The sequence below is a fragment of the Bradyrhizobium embrapense genome (assembly GCF_001189235.2).
Lineage (GTDB): Bacteria > Pseudomonadota > Alphaproteobacteria > Rhizobiales > Xanthobacteraceae > Bradyrhizobium > Bradyrhizobium embrapense.
Map to the genome: position 1 here is coordinate 101,321 of NZ_LFIP02000007.1, position 18,958 is coordinate 120,278.

Consider the following 18,958-nt stretch of genomic DNA (forward strand, 5'->3'; position numbering starts at 1 on the left):
GTATCGATCCGCCCATCCATTCCGAACAGGTTCCCAAACCTTCGTTACAGTGGAACCGGACAGATTGCCTGCGCAGCCAGACAGGATCATGCATCGGTTGCTCGAGTACTTCTTGCAGTCGCGTTTGCTCGCATGGTCGCGCTGATCCGGCGGCAAGAAAGCGCCGCCAATTGCATTCGCCTTGGTCGGTACTAAGCCGGTCGGGTGTCGCCAGCCGCAGTCTTTGCTCGCCTCGACAAACCATTATGACCGGATGCTCCAAGCAAACCTTAGTCTAGTGTTGCAATACTCGATGACATCGGTCGCATACCACAGCATGATTGAGCTATGCTGATCCGTGCTTCAACTTGGGGGCGATTTACGGCGGATGTCCTCGCCGGCAATCGAACCATCGGCTGTCCTCCCTCCGCCGATGGAAGTCGGCGATGTGTCCGCATCGCTCCCCTCAGACTTAACTTTCGCCCGGCCGGCTAAGCGCGGCCGGGCTTCTTTTGTCCGAGTTCGGTCGAGATGATCCAGAGAGCAAACGCGTTATGAGCGGGTCAGCGTCCGGGAAGAGAGAGGGAGAGAGAGAGAGAGTAGGATCAATGACTTGTCCGATCGGAGGCCGCGCGCAGTTGCCGGGCGGCGGCGACCATGTTGATCAGCGCCGGGCGAACCTCCTCCCATTTGCGCGTCTTTAGACCACAGTCCGGATTTACCCAGAGCTGCGAATCCTGCAGCCGCTGCCGAGCCAATGCTATCAGCTCCTTCATTTCGCTCGCCTCGGGAATGCGGGGAGAATGGATGTCATATACGCCCGGCCCAATTTGATTGGGATATTTGTAGTTCCTGAACGCGTCGAGCAGCTCCATCTTCGAGCGCGACGTCTCGATCGAGATGACATCCGCATCCATCGCAGCAATAGCGTCGATGATGTCATTAAACTCCGAATAGCACATATGCGTATGAATCTGGGTCTGATCTGCAACGCCTGATGAGCAAATGCGGAAGCTATCGACGGCCCATTGAAGGTAGGCCGCCCACTCCGATCGGCGCAATGGCAACCCTTCGCGGAGGGCCGCTTCGTCGATCTGGATCATGCTCGCACCGGCTATCTCGAGATCGCGGACTTCGTCGCGGATCGCCAGAGCGATCTGCCGGCAGACCTCGCCTCTTGGAATATCATCGCGAACAAACGACCAGTTCAAGATCGTCACCGGTCCGGTTAACATTGCCTTTACCGGCTTACTAGTCAATGATTGCGCGTAGAGCCACCAATCGACCGTGATCGGTTTTGGCCGCAAAACATCTCCGAACAGGATCGGTGGCCTGACACAGCGCGAGCCATAGGATTGTACCCAACCATTCCTGGTAAATGCGAATCCGGCGAGTTGCTCGCCGAAGTACTGCACCATGTCATTACGCTCGAACTCGCCGTGCACAAGGACGTCCAGACCAATGTCCTCCTGCCAACGCAGAGCGCGCGCGGTCTCCTCCTTGAGGAACTTGTCGTATTGCTCGTCGCTTATGGCGCCTTGCGCATGTGCTGCGCGCGCATTACGGACCTCTGGGGTTTGCGGGAAGGATCCAATCGTCGTGGTGGGAAAGGCCGGTAGTCCAAAGCGCTTGCGTTGGATGTCGGCTCGACGGACAAATGGGCTGGCGCGCCGGCCCATGGCCTGGTCGATAGCTCGCATCCGCACCGCGAGATCGGCATCGCGGATCTTTGGTGAAGTCCGGCGGAACGTCACGGCCGACTGCGATTCAGCAAGACTTTCAGCGACATCGTGATCGCCCGCGAGTGCCCGCGCCAGGATCGCAAGCTCACGCATCTTCTGTACCGAAAAGGCAAGCCAGCTCTTGAGATCGGGTTCAAGTCCGGTCTCGAGTTCAACATCGACGGGCACATGAAGCAGCGAGCAGGACGGAGCAATCTGGACATGACCTCTGCCCAGCTTCGCAATCACGGGATCCAGTTGCTGGCGGAGCGTCGACAGGTTTGACCGCCATACATTTCGCCCATCGATGACGCCGAGGGACATGACGAGGTCACTTCGGCGGGCAGCAATGATTCGGCCCAACAGGTTCGGCGCGCGGACCAAATCCACGTGCAGTCCGGCAACGGGCATGTTCAAAGCCGTGTCCAGATTATCGCCGAGATCGCCGAAATAGCTCGCGATCATGATCTTGACGTCAGGAACTTCCCTGGTGAGCCGATCGTAGACGTGTAGCAATGATCTTCGCGTCCCCTCCTCCAGATCAAGGACCAGGCAGGGCTCGTCGCATTGAACCCAGCTTGCTCCCCGTTTGGCCAGTTCTTGCAGAACTTCGACATAGACCGGTATCAGCTCGTCCAGGAGCGACAGCGGCTGGAACGCAGGATCCGCGCTCTTGCCAAGCTTCAAGAATGTGACCGGCCCGATCAGCACAGGGCGGGTCTGGAACCCGAGGGCCTTAGCTTCCTCGTACTCCTCGATAGGCTTTCGCGAGGACAGGCGGAACGTCTGTCCCCGATGAAATTCAGGGACCATGTAGTGGTAGTTGGTGTCGAACCACTTGGTCATCTCCTGTGCGGGTGCGCCATATCCACCCGATCCGTGGCTGCTACTCGCAGTCTGGCGGCCCCACTGTGAACCGCGGGCCATCTCGAAGTACGTCTTGAGCGAAACCGGTTCGGTTTCCGAGGCGTAGACTTCCGGGATAGCACCAACCATGACAGAGGTGTCGAGCACCTGATCGTACAACGAGAAATCGTTCGACGGAATGACAGTGACACCGAGGGAGTTTTGGCGGGCCCAGTTGGCAGCGCGCAGGCCAGCTGCGTCCTCGAGCAATCGCTGTTCGCTGACTGCGCCGGCCCAGTAACTTTCAAGCGCGCGTTTGAGCTCGCGCCTTGGACCGATCCGTGGCGTTCCAAGCGTGGCAACCGGAAGGGAGAGAAGAGACATAGCGCTAACCCCGTAGTTGGGGGCAAAGGCCATGGCGGACGCTAGCACAATCGCCCGAGGGCGGTTGCTTGGCGCACCACCGGGACACCCCGCCCGTGGACGTATATGTGGTCGAGGCAGGTCTCCTGGCTCGCGGGTCATCGCTGCTGTCCGGCCTTCCCGAAGCCGCACAGGCTTCAGTGACTTTGTTGGACAGCGGCTCGCCGCTTACAGTTGCGGGGGCAGCGCCGGCCTGTTCACCGGCTTCCCTCTTAGCTCCGGATCAAGCGCGACCGGAGAACCTCGACGACTTGGATTATCGGCTACAGACCGCTTCCGTCAACCTCTCAGATGGCACTCTCACTTCAATGCCGCCATCGGTGACTCCAATGGCCATTTAACGCCGAAAGTTGACCACGATTGGAAGCTCTCTCCGATACATGTGTCGAGAGAATTGTCGAAGGCGCAATTCGCGGCGCTTCCAACGCGCCAGCATCCTGTCTCTCGACAGTCGAGAATCGCCGCCGGGGGCAAAACATCTGCGCAACCATTCATCAGCATGCCCGGCGCGCATGTTGACTTATGAGCCCACCAATCCTGATAGGCGACTTGCGGTCTCTGATGCCGATAATACTCGGGCACGCATATCGATTCGCCTCAACGCACACTGGGGAGGCCCGTAATGAAAATGGCTGTTTGGAGCGCCGTCGGCGTATTTGCTGTCACCGTCTTTGCGGTCAGCCTGTTCAGGAGGCTGCTGACAGCGTTCATGAATCAATCCGTCAGTCAGACGCTCTCGAGAATGTTGAGCAACTTGAGAGGAAGCTAGCGCGACTTGATCGCTTTTCGCTTACCCGGCCGGCGCGACTGGAAACAGCGGCTCATCCAACCATGAATGCGTAATCGAGGCAGCTGGACGACTGACCGTGTGCGTAGGCTTCCGAACGATTCCAACGCCCGGCGATGATGAGCGTTTTTTGCTTATTATCGTTTGCGAGCCGGTAGAGATCGCGGGCGTTCGGGTGACCACACCGACCGGACGGTCCGACAATCTTTAAAAATGCTTCCCGATTTCTCATCCGTAAACCGGCAGCGCCCTTCGCTTACGCCTCGAAGATCGGCGCGACAAAGCTGAGCAAGCCCGCGCTGATCGGCGGATTGGAAACATTGAAACGAGCGGAGGTCGGAAAGCCGACAAACGCTGCACGAATCCGGCGCGATTTACCGGGTATTTCCTGGCACGAAGGATGCAGGCTCAAGATGCCCGGGCTTCTCCCCCTGGGCAGGTCCAGCACAGCAAATTGAGGTTGTCGCTGGCCCACTGAAGTTAGCGGCGCGTGACGTCGAGTGGGCTGCGCCTGCTCGCGCGGGACATCGGCAGGCGCCCGCGTCACGTTGCCGCTAACTTCTTCCAATCGAGGATAGCATTGAAGGCTGCCGCTTTGACGTGTGGATGCAAAACCGATGGTCCTGCCGCTATGAAGAGAATGTCTGCAAGAGCCACGCTTTGTCTCTGTCAATTGCTGATTTTCCTTGCTGGCCTGGTTGCGACGGGCAACAGTGCGCGAGCCGGCGAAAACGCGCTTGTCGAGCGAGTCAAGTCAACCTGGCGAGCACGAGACGGTGAGACAATCGAGCACATTGTTTCCAAAGTCTCGAAAGTGGCTCACTTCGTCCCTCGAAACTGGGGAATCGCCGAAGGCATCGACCACACCGAGTATGTTTATCTTTCCTGGACCAGACGCCAGGATAACATATCAGACGAACATTACGTTATTACCTGGAAGGTGGGGACCGACGGAAAGATTGAAGTTGCGTCTCCCTATGCAAAGCCCATCGAACTCGGCTGGCGTGCCCTCGCGCTTTCACTCATCGCCAGTGAAGTCACCGACGGAGAAAAAGACGCAAACCTTCGTTTTCTGCATGATCCGGTCAATTTCAACTTTGTGACGACCGCGCGGGGCAAGCTCGGAGATCTACTGCGGCGCGGCCGCTGTCATATCATCGAACCTGTTGTCGTGGATTACGTGACGGCGGCGAATGATAAGCCGACCGAGAAAGCGAACCGTTGGCGCGTTCTGCTGTTGGTGAACTGCAACATACCAGGCCCGCGTTATTTTACGGAGAATGGCGTCATCACCTTCGAGAAGCGCGAGGGGCACGATTGGGAGCCGCAATCTTTCCTTGCCAAGAGGATTGCGACCTCTCCTCCCGGCTCTTGGTTCCGTCACATAGAGCCAAACGAACGGGAGGCGTTGGAGGGGGTGCGAAAGGCCTCGGCAAATAATCAGGACGGCAGCGCTACTCCTTGAGCACCGAGCGGGTCGGGCCAACAGCAAGACCGATACGCTGAAATAGTGACGCGTCCAGCTATGCCAGCAGCAGGCAAGTCTTTCTCCGGCCTGCAAGCCCCCAATCGAGAAAGCCAGGCATCAGGATGGCGCTCGCCTCTTCGGACGAGTAGGCGGCGGAACCAGCACAAAAAGACACATCCGCTCTCGCCAGCGCGACGTGTCATGCTTCACGGACCAAGCGAGGCGATGCTGAGGCCAAGCCCGACCCGGCGTGCGCGCAGCGCATCGCGCGACCAACAAGCACCCGCGGGAGCGAGTGCAGCGACGAGACCGGTTTAAGAGGGACCCCGGGAACGGGGCAGTGATAGCGACGCCGGCATCCTCAATGGCGGCGGGACCCTTTCCCGAGTGCCCCCGGCGAGGAGCTCCGCAGCCTTGCTGCGAGGATGAAAGATCGAACTGAGCTTAATCTAAATTTCCTCGCGCGCATTCGTCTGCGCGTCATAGATCTTGATTTGAAGCGTGGGAAAACGCTTCTTTAGTTCTGCTCCACCAGCCCGGGCGCCGTCTCTGGTTGCGAATTCGGCCTTGAGCCGGCCGTCCACTTCTAGCGCGTAACAAGAGACCGGCAATTCGGGGGTGGCCATAACCATTTCAATCCCATTGTGCGGCGAGGCGGTTGAACATGATGACTAGCGTGAGTCGCCCAAGTCCCGCCAGCGCGAATGCCGCAATGCCTGACTGCAGACACGTGTTGTGGATTAATTCATCGCTCTGAAATCGCGACCAGATCGCAACTCGCAAGAGTGCGAGGACGCCTTTGCACCGCGGCCCGTAAAAGCCGTCCCACATCATTCCGCACGCTACGCCGAACCGTGCTTTCTTCCGTTCGACGAGCATCGACGGCCGGCCAGGCCTATGGAAGTCATTTCGCGCGCAGCGTTTCAGGGCAATGACGGTCGCGGATGCGGCCCACCGTGTAAGTGAAGCATGGTTGCTCTGTGCCGTGGAACCAATCGAGAGGCCGATCTCTTTTGAGCAATCACTCTAATCGTGCCTTGCCAAGCCTCCACTTTCCTTACCATTAACCGCGTGCAGTCCTGTCGAACGATAGAGACTTAGCAGTGCGGCTTCTTCCGCTCGGCGGTGAAGACTAGCACACGACCGCTTTTTCCGAGCCCTTGGAGAAATAGCGTGCCAAGCGCCCTTCCCGGGTCGTGAGTCCAGCGCTGAAAACATGCGGGAATATGTCCGGGAGAGAGGGAGCGAGCTTCGGATCCCAGAGCCGCATCGGAAAATACCCCCGAAGAAATCTCTTGAATCTCACCCAGCGTCAGGTCGTAGGCTGAAAGTATAAGCAAGCTTCCACAAAAGCGCTTCCAAAAGCATTGTCGAAAGATGCCGACCAGACGACGACCTGTGCGCTCAGCAGTCGGCTGTGACGACACCAGTTCGCTGCGATGTTGTGAGCCGATGAACCAAGAGCGAAAGGATATCAGGATGAAGTACCGCGTAATGATGGCAGCATTGCTCGCCATCATCGCGTCTCCCGTTTGCGCGGCGAAACTGAGCGGTGCTCCCCAAATCCTCGACGCCAACACGATAGAGATCGCGCAAACGCGAATTCGGCTCTCCGGTATCGAGGCCCCCGAGACTGATCAGATTTGCCTGGATACTCATGGTCAGAAATGGGCCTGCGGGGTAGCTGCTCGTGATGCCCTTATCAACTACTCGAATGGACGAATATGGGATTGTCAGACCGCAGGAGTAGACAAGTACGGCAGGTTTCTCGGCAGTTGCTTCGTCGAGGGCCAGGACGTGAACGCCTGGATGGTAAGCTCCGGCTGGGCACTGTCATCCGGTCCATCCGCGCATGTTTACCTCATCAATGAGGTGGTGGCGAGCAATGCCTTTGCCGGCCTGTGGTCGGGGGCATTCATCACCCCTTGGGACTGGCGCCGCCGCAACAAGAGCACGATCATTGTCGGCGCGAGCTCGGTGCCGAACAAAGCCCAGGAACTCCTGCTCGGATCTGCTCTGCTATCTGACCCGCCCTCCCCCGACTGCGTGATAAAGGGCACCGTCGACGGTAACGGCGAGCGCACGTATCACTCTCCGGGACAAATCAGTTACGGACAAATCGACATGACGAAGAAGCCGGCTGAACGCTGGTTCTGTAGCGAAAACGAGGCCGAAGCCATGGGTTGGCATAGAGCCGCGCGATAGAGGTCCTATCCATGCGTGCAAACTATCCACAGGGCACTCCGTATCCGACCGAGGTCCCTCCATCCCGCCGCTCGCTGTTACTGTTCGCTCTTTCGGCATCTGTCGTGCCGTTTGCCGGCAACATTGTCGACGCGAAGCAAGCAACAGCGCCGCCGAAGCCGGATAATCAGCTCTCGCCCGATGCTGCACTGAAGCGGCTGATGGAGGGTAACGATCGTTATGTGCAGAGCGCGTCGCGAGGGCGCGATCTGGAACGCGAGCGCCGACTTTTAGTCGATGGCCAGAATCCATATGCGGCGGTTCTGAGCTGCGCCGATTCGCGGGTAGCGCCCGAGCTTGCCTTCGACAGCGGACTTGGTGATTTGTTCATATGCCGCCTCGCCGGTAACTTCGTCAACGATGACACGCTAGCGAGCCTGGAGTACGCAGTCGCCGTACTGAACACGCCGTTGATCCTGGTACTCGGTCACGATCACTGCGGCGCGATAGAGGCCACCATCAACTCGCTTGACGAAGGCAAGCCGGCACCGGGACATATCCGCTCCCTCGTCAGCGCGCTTGCGCCTGCCGTAAGAGGGACCGGCCACCAACCAGGTGATAGCTCCGCCGATGTGATCCGGCAGAATGTGATCGATAACGTCAATAAACTCAAATCCGCCAGCCCGATCCTGAACCCAGCTGTTGAGCAAAAAACACTCGCGATCGTCGGCGGTCTATATCGGCTCGAAACCGGCAGGGTCGACGTATTGGGCTGACGCTGATGCCTTCGCGCTATCGTCCAGCCGGTGTGCCCTCGCCCCCTCAATCAACTGACACAACATTCGCGGATACGGTGCTGTCCTAGTTAGGACGCTCGATGAACAAACTAGGACACTTGGGGGATCGGTGTTGATGGAGCCGCCTTCCTGACAATCGTCAGCCGGCAGCTAACGGCCGCTTCGGTGCGGCCCATGTGAATGGCTATCTCTCGGAGCGTAAGCCCCGGTACGCCGGTGAGCGCGATCAGCGCAATGTCATCCTCAGGCGTCCAATGCTTGGCTCGGTTGATCGGCATAGAGCGTCCCCCACAAACTGCGCCGGTCACTCCTTGGTAACCGATGGGATTTGGGGTGGCCTATCCGTGCGATTACGGGGCCGTTTTCTTTTAGGTCACGTAGGCTGCCGTGCCTAAGTGAATGCGGGAACACCTGCTCCACCGCAAACTGACGACATGCTCAGATTTGATCATCACATGGACGGTGTCGAGTACAGCTTCGTCGGATTGGCTGATTCACTCGTCGCGCCGATCGCTAGTGTGAGCTGTCTCTTCATCTGGTGACGCTCGCCACCTCCAAGGCGTCGCCCACCGCCCCAGCGTGTGCCCCCTCGCTGGGGCCGTTTCTTTGGAACTGCCGTTTCAGTGCGTCAGCGAGCGGAACAGCATGGAAAGGGAATCTACGGTCAAGTCACGATTCTTCAAGTAGTGACAGGCGCTGTAGAGATGACCGAAAATCGTATTCGCGCGGATTTGGCTCGTAAGACCAGCACAGGCGATACGACAAATCGAAGGCTACCATCTGATTGTGGAAGGCCTCGTAGAACATGGGGAAGCGGCTCATCTGCTGGCTATCGCCGTAGCTGAGACCCAAAACCTCACCCGTTTCTACCTGCTCCAGTGCGCCGTACTGACTGGCCTCGAACTCGATGTCGGTCACGATGTTGCTCCATCGTCAGATGATAACCATCTGTCGAGCTTGGCTGTCTTCGCAGCATGATGACTTGTGCTTAACAGGGATCATTCCAGCGACGCTGCTCCATCGGCGGCCGTGAAAGTGATTGCTGACCGCGCGACATGGGTACGATCCGGCGATCGGTCGGGTATATTGATTTCAGTACGCCTTCAATATCGAACAGGTTCAGAACCTGTACGATGCGTACCGTCCGATCCTGGCTATCAAGCAGGACTAAAGATTACATACAGAAGAATTGCGACGAAGATGGCTGTCCAGCCAACCGATGATATGAACAGTGCTACTCGCGTCGACATCATGCTTTTTCTCCTTCGGCAGCCAACGAAGCCGCCAGTGTCGGAAAGAGCAACCTCGTCGAAATTATGTCGAGTTCATACTTGCGCCGCATAAAGCGGAACTAACGCGCACGGAACGTCGCGATCACCGACCGGCGGGAAGATTCGCAGCGCCCCGGCCCATTCCTCGGAAGATCGTTGACCGATCCGGATGCCGACAAGCATCATGATTGTGGGACCTCACCGTATCTTACCCCAGGTCTCTTCGACCAGCGCATCGATCATCTCGGATACATCATCTTGCTCGACATTAAGCGTTAACGAAATCCGCAACCTTGCCCTGCCCGGGGGCGCTGGCGGTCGTATTGCTCGGACATCAAAACCGCGCGCCTGCAGCGCAGCGGCTAGCCGGATTGTGCGTGCGTTGTCACCAACCCTGTAAGGAATGATCTGTGAGCTCGAACGGGTCGGGCGGCCGCAGATGGCGAGCTGACGGTGTGCAAAATCGATAAGATCGATCAGGCGTCGCCGCCGCTCAGGCTCCTCCTGTACAATTAAAAGGGCCTGCCGAGCAGCGACTGCCATCTGGGGCGATGGCGCGGTGGCGGAAATAAATGGACGACACCGATAGACCATGAAATCGCGCAATACGCTCGATGCAGTGACAAGAGCCCCGGCCGCCCCGAGAGCCTTCCCGCAGGTGTGGACCACCAGAATATATCCGCATCCCTGGTAGGGCGCTGTGAGCCCCCGCCCCTGCTCGCCGTAAATGCCTGTAGCATGGGCCTCATCCACAACCAGGAAAGCCTCGTACCGTTCAGCGATTTCAACCAGATCTGCAAGCGGCGCAAAGTCACCGTCCAAACTGTAGAGGCTCTCGATCGCAATCCAGACGCGCCCTACGCCGCCTTTGGCGTGCCAATCGCCAATCGTGTCTTCAACAGATTGAGGATCATTATGGGCGGCTATCCGGAACTCAGCTCGGCCCGCGCGCGCCCCCTCATGCATGCTGGCGTGCACGAGCGAATCGAGAACCAGCAGATCGCCTCGCTGCGGCAGCGTTGTCAAAATGGCAAAGTTTGCAATGTAACCGCTACCGAAAAATAGCGCTGTCTCCGCGCGAAAGAACCGCGCCGCTTCCGTTTCGAGGGCTTCGTGTTCCCCGCAATTGCGGCGCAGGAGCCGTGACCCGCCGGCTCCGATAGGAGTACCAGCCTTGAGCGCAGCGAACAGAGCCTCCTTCATACGTGGCGCGCTAGCCAGTGCTAGATAATCGCTCGAAGCAAAATCAACACCTGCACGTGCCGTGAGGCCGGGCCGCCCGCCCTCTTCTCTCATAGCTTCCACGGCCGCGGAATACCGATGAAGCTTGCTCTGGTGAGTTAAGTTCATTGCTTGATCCAGCCTATGCCATCGAACGGGAAGACGAGGGTACGCCGCGCAGAACGCAGTTGCCTGCCCTCAAGCAGAGTACGCGCGACCTTTGCGCCTTCCCATGGCTGCAGCCCGTCTATCGAAGCCGCCAGTCCCGATTTCGGAGCGCTTCGATCACGTACATAGCCACCGTCGTCTCGGCTCCTATAAGTTACATCTTGTCCGCTGAACGGCTATACTGGCCACGCGGCCGCGCTATCGATCAAGTCTTTGTCCAACAATCTGGCTCGATCACTGGAGCGCGACGCATTTGCGGGACGTTCTACGGCATTCTGGCCAGAACGGCAAAGCACCGCGATAGCTTCCGTCGGGTCGGTCGACGCGATGACCAGGAGCGTTGCTGAGGCACCTTTCGATATGGGCCATCACGACCACTAGCGCGCGCTCGAATGTCTCAAGGACGTTCCCAAATGACCGCCCTCAAGGTGAGCCACATCCACCGACAGTCAAGTAGAACCGGCATTCCACCAGGTCTCCGTACGCTCGCCCGCTCCGGCGCTGCTGCCGCCGCAGCTGAATCCGCGACATCGCAGGAAGACACCTGTGCCTTTAATCCCTTGCACCCAAAAACGCCTCACCGAGGAGGCCCAATGAGAGGACGCGCCTTGCGCTGCGCGCTCTTCTACTCTTGGATAGTCAAGTTGGCAGATTATCGTTTGCCATTCGCGCGCAACCTCGGCACGAACCGGACAGCCGCGCACTACGACAGTGAGTGCGATCCAATTGCATCATAATCGTTCGATGCGTACGAACCGTTCCCAAGGCCACTGCCAATTTTAACGCCAACCGCTCTGATAACCTTGCGGCGAGCATCGCGGCAACCGGAGCAGCGTCGCGGTGCAGCCAATGCAACAGTCACGTTCTGACCGGTTTGGGCCGCGAGTTCGGATGTCTCAGGATTCGTGACGTGATTTGTTCATCGACACGAATGAGTTCAATCCAAGCGAGTTTCGACGGCAGACCGGAACTCGCACCGCTTCGCTGGGATAGATCGAATGATCTGACTTGGCAGACTTGACTGCCGATGTGTCGCATTAATTCGGAAGGCGTCCACTCCTTCCGAACTCAAAACGCTTCCGGAAATCGAAAAGGAAGAGCTCGCCGCATGTACAATGGTTGGTACGGTACGCGGGTTCGGACTTTCGACGGTACAGGTTTGACCGATGGTGAGGCCTGAAGGTCTGCTCGCCTGGCATTTGCCATCGGGCACCTCGCGAGCTCTAATCAGGGCCCGTTGCACGTGCAGTGAGGAGGCACGGGAGTTAGGTCGTTCTTCTGGCTGGCGCCGAGAGTAAGCAGCGACAAATGCGGGCGCGTGCTGGCATTGGGCGGTAATATTAGCTTTGCACGGAGCTTCCTTACAACGGGCAGCGGCGACATATAGGGACACCCGCACGCACCAACACCGATCGCTATCTGAGCTGTCATATAGCACTGATCTCACCAGCAAGGACCGGCAGACGCTGCCGTGTCGGACACCGGGCAGTCGCGCAGTCTCTTGGCTCGGTTTGTATCTTGGGTGCCTTTGCCTGTTGATGAATCTCGACCGAGGACGCGCCCGTCTCGGTCATTTGCTTGGCGAATCGCTGCATTCACCTCGCGCCCTGTCCGCTTGATGACACGATGTGGCTGGAACCAGACAGAGTTGGCGCTAACACCCCGCTGACCCGGCTCGTATCACGCGATTTACTTTTAGGGAAACACAGCTAGCAGGCCCTGTTTGATGGCACATCGATTGCTGGTGAGACGATAAACGGATCAACAGGTTCGTGAGGCCTCACAACTCCCTGTTTGAGAAGAGATGGGAAGCCAGCGCTATCGCCAGCTCTCGCAGTCCTGGTCAAACGGGTGAGGACGGATGCTGCCGCCGCAGTTGTTTGCTTACCGGTCCAAATTCAAGGGCAGCGCCGATGGCCATGTGTTGTTCAGCATTCGGGCCCCTCAACACCGTGTTGTTGACCCGATCCGCTCGGCAAGCGGTTTGGAGAGGAAGGAGCCTGCGGGCTGGTCACGATCAATATCAACTGCGGCAATCGGCGATCTTCTCGGGCTTCACCCAATACGGCCGGCTCTGCCATGCACTCGCAATCTCCGTCCATGACCGGCTACACCGCTGGTCGTCTTATCACCGAGGACAAACATGAACGCTCCGCCAGAAACGATCGCAGCAGAAACGGACGTTTCAGCTGCAACAAGTGATGATCTGTCGCCGCTGCTGGCCGATATCCGCGCGCGCCGTAACGAGTTTGCCCGCGCGCAGCAGGTTCCAGACGACGTTATTCAGGCATTCAAACGCGTTGGCGTCTACCGGGCTTTGGCCGCCAAACGTTTTGGCGGCGACGAGAGAACGCCTGCAGATTTTTGTCGCCTGATCGAGCGAATTTCCGAAGCGGACGGATCGGCCGGTTGGGTCGCCAGCTTCGGCGACGGGGCTCGCTACCTCTCTGCTCTCCCCGAAGACACGCTTTGCCGCGTATATGCCAACGGACCCGACGTGGTGTACGCGGGTGCAGTTTTCCCGCTCCAGCCCGCTCAACGAAGTGCTGCCGGGTTTGTCGTGAACGGCGTGTGGCCCTTCGCCAGCGGATCAACCGGCGCGGAGCTAATTGGCGTTGGAATCACTCTAGACGATGATCCAACAGGCGGACTTGCGCGTATAGCCGTGATGCCAGCCGACCAGGTAACTATCCGTCCCAATTGGGAGGTCATCGGCCTGCAAGGCACCGGCAGTCATGACATCGTTGTCGACAATGTTATTGTACCAGAGGAATGGACACTGATCCGCGGCGGTCCACCGGCTTTCGACGGGCCCCTCCATCGTTATCCTTCCGTGACTTTCGCCGCGCAGGCGCATGCGATTGTGGGCATCGGCATTGCGCGCTCCGCGCTAGACGAGGTGATCGGCATGGCCCGGAGCCGCGCTTCAATTACTGGAGCGCCGGTGATGGCAGAGCGCGGTTACGTCCAGCTGGAGGCCGCCAGAGCCGAAGCCATGCTGCGCTCCGCACGCTCCTTCTTCTATGAAGCCACCGAGGAGCTATGGAACGAAGCGTTGCAGGATGCGGTCCTGCCGAATACGACGAACCTGATGCGCCTTGCCGCGACCAACGCCGCCCGACAGAGCGCCGAGGTCTGCAAGATCGCGAGCGGTCTCGCAGGAACGCAATCACTTTATACCACAAGCAATCTCGCGCGCGCAATGTGCGACAGTTTCGTGGTTGCACAGCACGCAGCCTTGAACGAAGGAACACTTCAGAGCGTAGGTCGTCTCCTGCTCGGGAATTTAGCACCGGCAGGGTTTCCATGAGGGCCGGCCATCCACGAGTACCTCCGCACGACCCGCAACAACGGATTGCCGAATTCCGCATCATGCTCGCTCGCCCGAGAACTCGTCCGGAAGTGTGAGACGCCTATGCGAGCGACTAGATAGCCAAGCGGGAAGCCTTGAACCAGGCTACGGGAACAATCCGCGTGTTCACGGAGGCAATGTCGCAGCTGACAATTCATCCGGACTGCGACAAACTTTTAGCCATTGAGGTAAAAACTCGCGGGCCGAGCCGGGATTGCTCGATCTGTTGCATCGCATTTCGTTCAAGATGGAGATCCTTCGCCGCAGTCTCGGTCGTGCGGGATAGGGAGAGGCCGCCTACCCTATTTTGGGTTGCAACCACTCGCCCCGAAAGACAACAAGGTCCATCAAACGCTGCGAAGCCCGTGAACTATGGATAGTGCTGTGACAGGGTCTTTCGGCTTGTTAGCAAAGAGGGTCACAGTTCACTCTACCCACCGACAAGCGATTCCGCACTCGTCAACTCGCCATTTGTACGCTGCGTACAAAGTTTTGCGCGCGAGCGATACAGCATCTGTTCTACGTGTCCATTAAGTTATGCGCTGGATGCAGCATAGAGTCACCAATGAACAGCGCTGAGTGGAATGGAAGACAGCCAGCCAGCGAAACGTCGTCATCTGATTGACGGGTCTTATTCCCCGGCGATATCACGTCGGGAACATCCTTGTGATCCGCACCAGAATCAAATCATGATAGATCATCACGATCCGACATGAGCGATTCAACCAAAGTCCCGTCGCACAGCGCCGAAAGTATCACGGCGCCTCTGCGGCACGCGACCTTCCGTCGCATCTGGATTGCGAGTCTCCTGTCCAATGTCGGCAGCTTGATACAAGGCGTAGGTGCAGCCTGGGCGATGACGCAGATGACGTCATCAGCTGACAAGGTGGCGTTGGTGCAGACCGCGCTGTTGCTGCCAGTGATGCTGATTTCAATACCAGCGGGCGCAATCGCCGATATGTACGATCGCCGCATCGTGGCACTGGTTTCGCTTGGCATCGCGCTCGCCGGTGCAACTGGCCTTACGGTGGCCGCCTGGCTTGGCCTGGCGACACCGAACGTCTTGCTCGTACTCTGCTTCGTGGTCGGCAGCGGCATGGCGCTTATGGGACCGGCCTGGCAATCATCCGTAAGCGAACAAGTGCCGCTGGAAGCGCAGATACCTGCGGCCATTGCGCTGAATGGCATCAGCTACAATATCGCACGGAGCGTCGGCCCCGCGATCGGCGGCGTCGTGGTCGCTAGCGCCGGTGCAGTGGCCGCATTCGCGCTCAACGCGGTGCTCTATCTGCCACTGATGGCCGCGTTGTTCCTTTGGAAGCGCGTCCGCGCCCCCTCACGCCTGCCGCCTGAAAGATTGAGCCGCGCAATGGTGTCTGGCGTGCGCTACATCAGCAATTCGCCATCGATCAAGGTCGTATTGCTTCGTACCCTTGTAACCGGCGTTGGAGCCGGCGCGATTACAGCGCTGATGCCTCTGGTGGTGCGGGATGTGTTGCATGGCGACGCCCAGACCTACGGCATCATGCTTGGTGCTTTTGGCGTGGGGGCCGTGGTCGGCGCGTTGAACATTGCCGAGATCCGCAGGCAGATGAGCGGCGAAGCTGCGATTCGTGCCTGTGCATTGTCCATGGGCGCGGCGATGGCTGCCGTGGCGCTGAGCCGTCAGCCGGTATTGACCGCGGCCGCGCTGGTCCTGGCAGGCGCCGTGTGGATGCTGACATGGGCGGTGTTCAACATCGCAGTTCAGCTGTCGGCGCCACGCTGGGTGACCGGTCGCTCGCTAGCGGCCTATCAGGCGGCGAGTTCAGGCGGGATTGCCGTCGGCAGCTGGGGGTGGGGCCACCTGACGGACGCGGCCGGCGTTGAAACCGCTCTGCTGGTGTCGGCCGCGCTGATGCTCGCCTCACCACTCATCGGCCGTTGGCTACCCATGCCCCGGGTCGGCGCGCGCGGCGAAGAGCCCGAGCTGCTCGCCGATCCCGAAGTACGGCTCGCCTTGACTGGACGCAGCGGGCCGCTCGTCGTCGAGGTCGAGTACCGGATTGCACAAGAGAATGCCCGCGCGTTTCACAACGTCATGCAAGACGTGCAATTGTCCCGCCAGCGCAACGGCGCCTATGGCTGGTCGATCGCGCGCGACATCGCTGATCCCGAATTGTGGACCGAACGTTATCACTTTCCTACCTGGCTCGATTATTTGCGCTGGCGCAACCGCCCGACCCAATCGGAACGAGCGCTGGAGCGGCGGGCCATTCACTTCCACATCGGTCCTGCACCGGTACGTGTTCGCCGCATGCTGGAAAGGCCATTCGGCTCGGTACGCTGGAAAGACGACACACCCGAGCACGCGAGGGCGGAAATGCGGCCCGAGATGGCAAGCGCGGCAAACGCACGTAGCCGGCCGCTTCGGCCGACCAAGTAACCCGGTTTGCCAAAGCCCGGAACCTTCGCGAACGGATGTGCTTGAATATGCAGAATGCCGAGTTTCAGGCAGGCTCTACGGCTAGTCCAAAGTGCGAGCGGCCCGCCAGCGCATCCGATCTTATGACCAAGGCCGGCCGCGTCACCCGAGCACTGATCGCGCCAGCAGCTAGTATAGCGAAAACGGCTCTGTGCTCGCTTATGTCCGCCTCCATCGATATCGGTGACACATGTTGATTCATATGGGGGACAGTGTGAAGGATCGCCTCATCCCTCCCCGTCCGGACAGCCCGCCTCTCGCATACGCATTCCTGACGCGGCGGGCTCTGTACGTTGTGACCGAGCTATCACTTTCCTGACTGCATGATTCCGCTAGTGTTCGTCCAAGGCAGCCCGTGCGTTCAACGAGCGGCGGGCAATATGAAATGGACAACGCGTTGCGAGAATGAGACGGGACGCTTTGTACGTTAACGTTGCTCCTTGATCTAGCTCCACCCTTGCGCACGCGCCCCGGCCTATCACTCTGCTGGAACGGCATCGGAAAATGTCCTCGTACTGCTTTCGGGTGATGAGCTCCCTGCCGATAGTTCCTCGAACCTTTATATGGTTCGGCGAGACGGAACTGTTTCTCCACCGGCTCAAGGTGGGCTTTCGCTCCATCATGGCGGTGCACTCGAAGGGGTTCGATGCGCGACCATGACTTTATCTCCGGCTTCTTTTTAGGCGCTGGCCGTCGCCGGGCTCGCTTTGCTTTGCTCGACTTACTCGCCGCCGCATTTACCTTGTGAGGACCATCCATGACATCACTCAAGCTGATTGGCTTTGCGCTTGGAGCACTTATTGCGCTGTCCACCGAGGCATTGGCAGAGGACATCACCATCGCCGTCGCCGGACCGATAACTGGGGGCGAGTCCGCCTTCGGCCGGCAAATGAAGAACGGCGCGGAGATGGCGGTGGAGCAGATCAACGCGTCCGGCGGCGTACTCGGCAAGATGCTCGTCCTCGACATCGAGGACGATGCCTGCGATCCCAAGCAGGCGCGATCGGTCGCGGAGAAGATCGCTGCCGCCAAGATTCCATTCGTTGCCGGGCACTTTTGCTCTTCGTCGTCGATCCCGGCTTCGGAAGCCTACGCGGACGGCAACGTACTGCAGATCACGCCCGCCTCGACCAATCCCCTGTTCACCGAGCGCAAGCTATGGAACGTGGCGCGCGTCTGCGGCCGCGACGACCAGCAGGGGCAGGTTGCGGCCGATTATATCGCCAAGCATTTCAAGGGCAAGAACATCGGCATTCTCAACGACAAGACCACCTATGGCAGGGGGCTTGCCGACGAGACGAAGAGGGCCCTCAACAAGGCAGGCGTCATCGAGAAGATTTACGAGTCCTATAACAAGGGCGACAAGGATTTCAATGCGATTGTCTCGCGCCTGAAGCGAGACAATATCGATCTCGTCTATGTCGGCGGCTATCATCAGGAAGCAGGTCTCATCCTGCGCCAGATGCGTGATCAGGGCCTGAAGACCGTACTGATGTCGGGTGATGCCCTGGCTGACAAGGAATTTGCCTCGGTCACCGGCGCAGCTGGAGCGGGCACGCTTTTCACTTTCGGGCCAGACCCACGCAACAAGCCAGCGGCGACTGCCATCGTCAGTAAGTTCAAAGCCAGGAATGTCGATCCCGAAGGGTACACCCTCTACACCTACGCTGCAGTGCAGGTCTGGGTTCAAGCCGCAATCAAAGCCGGCACCACGGATCCGAGGAAGGTGATGGACGTGATCAAGGCGGGCTCCTGGGACACGGTGATCGGCAAGCTGGAATACGATGCCAAGGGTGACATCAAGCAGATCGACTATGTCGTTTACAGGTGGGACGACAAGGGCGGCTATAGCGAGACCAACCCGAGCGCGTTTTGACGCATCTTAGGCCGACGCATCAAAGCTGGCGTGTCTCCCGGAGCGATGATCAATGCCGATGGAGCAGCTTGGTATCCGTAAATAAAGCCGGCACCGCCTGCAAACGCTGATCGTCGACCTTTACCCGATCGACGCACGGCGCGCTCTCCAGATTCAACGCCTCCACCGGGTTGGAGGTAATCGAGCTTGTTAGACCTGCATAGCGCAGGTCTATGAGCAAGCGATCGACAAGATGAAACGGCTGATCGAGAGCCTGCAGACCCACATTTTCCGTGCGGTACGCACTCTTGTCCATCGATCCATGAAGCGGTTCGACCGGAAATTACGCGGCCCCGCCCCAAGAAGAACAAGGGCGGGGCCGCTCCCCTCCCCCGGGGGACGCCGCGCTGCGGATCATAATG

The 18,958-nt window shown here is 58.8% G+C and carries 13 protein-coding genes and 1 riboswitch; of the genes, 6 read left to right on the forward strand and 7 right to left on the reverse strand.

What is annotated here, in order from left to right:
• Positions 1 to 584: 584 nt before the first annotated feature.
• Positions 585 to 2,930, reverse strand: a complete 2,346-nt coding sequence (gene metE / locus AKN83_RS27820; protein WP_050404924.1) for a 5-methyltetrahydropteroyltriglutamate--homocysteine S-methyltransferase — start codon at positions 2,928 to 2,930, stop codon at positions 585 to 587.
• Between the two features lie 98 nt (positions 2,931 to 3,028).
• Positions 3,029 to 3,230: riboswitch (cobalamin riboswitch) on the reverse strand.
• A gap of 782 nt (positions 3,231 to 4,012) precedes the next feature.
• A complete protein-coding gene (locus AKN83_RS39955) occupies positions 4,013 to 4,168 on the reverse strand; it encodes a hypothetical protein (protein WP_157113598.1) in 156 nt (51 codons plus the stop codon).
• Between the two features lie 228 nt (positions 4,169 to 4,396).
• On the opposite strand from AKN83_RS39955, the gene AKN83_RS27825 reads away from it, so the two are divergent.
• Positions 4,397 to 5,221: a nodulate formation efficiency C protein gene (locus AKN83_RS27825; RefSeq protein WP_244522124.1), complete on the forward strand. Its 825-nt coding sequence runs from the start codon at positions 4,397 to 4,399 to the stop codon at positions 5,219 to 5,221.
• 452 nt (positions 5,222 to 5,673) lie between these two features.
• On the opposite strand, the gene AKN83_RS27830 is transcribed toward AKN83_RS27825, so the two are convergent.
• Both AKN83_RS27830 and AKN83_RS39960 read right to left on the reverse strand, forming a co-directional pair.
• Positions 5,674 to 5,850 carry a hypothetical protein gene (locus tag AKN83_RS27830; protein ID WP_244485953.1) on the reverse strand — a complete coding sequence of 59 codons (177 nt, stop codon included), beginning with the start codon at positions 5,848 to 5,850 and terminating at the stop codon, positions 5,674 to 5,676.
• Positions 5,851 to 6,321: 471 nt separating this feature from the next.
• Complete coding sequence (locus AKN83_RS39960; RefSeq protein WP_128089446.1) at positions 6,322 to 6,741, reverse strand: hypothetical protein; 420 nt, start codon at positions 6,739 to 6,741, stop codon at positions 6,322 to 6,324.
• Here AKN83_RS39960 and AKN83_RS27840 point away from each other — a divergent pair.
• Together AKN83_RS27840 and AKN83_RS27845 are read left to right on the forward strand one after the other, a co-directional pair.
• Positions 6,704 to 7,429, forward strand: a complete 726-nt coding sequence (locus AKN83_RS27840) for a thermonuclease family protein (RefSeq protein WP_050404925.1) — start codon at positions 6,704 to 6,706, stop codon at positions 7,427 to 7,429. The two genes, AKN83_RS39960 and AKN83_RS27840, sit on opposite strands and share 38 nt — an antisense overlap.
• Positions 7,430 to 7,440: 11 nt before the next feature.
• Positions 7,441 to 8,184, forward strand: a complete 744-nt coding sequence (locus AKN83_RS27845; protein WP_050404877.1) for a carbonic anhydrase — start codon at positions 7,441 to 7,443, stop codon at positions 8,182 to 8,184.
• 690 nt (positions 8,185 to 8,874) lie between these two features.
• Here AKN83_RS27845 and AKN83_RS27850 read toward each other — a convergent pair.
• Together AKN83_RS27850 and AKN83_RS27855 are read right to left on the reverse strand one after the other, a co-directional pair.
• Positions 8,875 to 9,123 carry a hypothetical protein gene (locus tag AKN83_RS27850; RefSeq protein ID WP_050404878.1) on the reverse strand — a complete coding sequence of 83 codons (249 nt, stop codon included), beginning with the start codon at positions 9,121 to 9,123 and terminating at the stop codon, positions 8,875 to 8,877.
• Positions 9,124 to 9,674: 551 nt separating this feature from the next.
• Complete coding sequence (locus tag AKN83_RS27855; RefSeq protein ID WP_050404879.1) at positions 9,675 to 10,826, reverse strand: 8-amino-7-oxononanoate synthase; 1,152 nt, start codon at positions 10,824 to 10,826, stop codon at positions 9,675 to 9,677.
• Between the two features lie 2,182 nt (positions 10,827 to 13,008).
• On the opposite strand from AKN83_RS27855, the gene AKN83_RS27860 reads away from it, so the two are divergent.
• The 3 genes from AKN83_RS27860 to AKN83_RS27870 all read left to right on the forward strand — a co-directional run bounded on the left by AKN83_RS27860 (position 13,009) and on the right by AKN83_RS27870 (position 18,557).
• Entirely contained in the window at positions 13,009 to 14,175 is a 1,167-nt protein-coding gene (locus AKN83_RS27860) for an acyl-CoA dehydrogenase family protein (RefSeq protein WP_050404880.1), read from the forward strand.
• 754 nt (positions 14,176 to 14,929) lie between these two features.
• Positions 14,930 to 16,642, forward strand: a complete 1,713-nt coding sequence (locus AKN83_RS27865; protein ID WP_050404881.1) for an MFS transporter — start codon at positions 14,930 to 14,932, stop codon at positions 16,640 to 16,642.
• 796 nt (positions 16,643 to 17,438) lie between these two features.
• Positions 17,439 to 18,557 carry a branched-chain amino acid ABC transporter substrate-binding protein gene (locus AKN83_RS27870; protein WP_050404882.1) on the forward strand — a complete coding sequence of 373 codons (1,119 nt, stop codon included), beginning with the start codon at positions 17,439 to 17,441 and terminating at the stop codon, positions 18,555 to 18,557.
• Positions 18,558 to 18,606: 49 nt separating this feature from the next.
• Here AKN83_RS27870 and AKN83_RS27875 read toward each other — a convergent pair whose 3' ends face one another.
• Positions 18,607 to 18,852, reverse strand: coding sequence for a hypothetical protein (locus AKN83_RS27875; protein WP_050404883.1), 246 nt, complete (start codon positions 18,850 to 18,852; stop codon positions 18,607 to 18,609).
• Positions 18,853 to 18,958 lie beyond the last annotated feature (106 nt).

Coding starts and splice junctions, on each gene's coding strand:
- AKN83_RS27845 (WP_050404877.1), top strand. CDS start 7,441: ATGCGTGCAAACTATCCACAGGGCACTCCGTATCCGACCGAGGTCCCT.
- AKN83_RS39960 (WP_128089446.1), bottom strand. CDS start 6,741: ATGGCGAGCAATGCTGCCATCATTACGCGGTACTTCATCCTGATATCC.
- AKN83_RS27825 (WP_244522124.1), top strand. CDS start 4,397: ATGTCTGCAAGAGCCACGCTTTGTCTCTGTCAATTGCTGATTTTCCTT.
- AKN83_RS27870 (WP_050404882.1), top strand. CDS start 17,439: ATGACATCACTCAAGCTGATTGGCTTTGCGCTTGGAGCACTTATTGCG.
- AKN83_RS27855 (WP_050404879.1), bottom strand. CDS start 10,826: ATGAACTTAACTCACCAGAGCAAGCTTCATCGGTATTCCGCGGCCGTG.
- metE (WP_050404924.1), bottom strand. CDS start 2,930: ATGTCTCTTCTCTCCCTTCCGGTTGCCACGCTTGGAACGCCACGGATC.
- AKN83_RS27830 (WP_244485953.1), bottom strand. CDS start 5,850: ATGGCCACCCCCGAATTGCCGGTCTCTTGTTACGCGCTAGAAGTGGAC.
- AKN83_RS27840 (WP_050404925.1), top strand. CDS start 6,704: ATGAAGTACCGCGTAATGATGGCAGCATTGCTCGCCATCATCGCGTCT.
- AKN83_RS27860 (WP_050404880.1), top strand. CDS start 13,009: ATGAACGCTCCGCCAGAAACGATCGCAGCAGAAACGGACGTTTCAGCT.
- AKN83_RS27865 (WP_050404881.1), top strand. CDS start 14,930: ATGAGCGATTCAACCAAAGTCCCGTCGCACAGCGCCGAAAGTATCACG.
- AKN83_RS27875 (WP_050404883.1), bottom strand. CDS start 18,852: ATGGACAAGAGTGCGTACCGCACGGAAAATGTGGGTCTGCAGGCTCTC.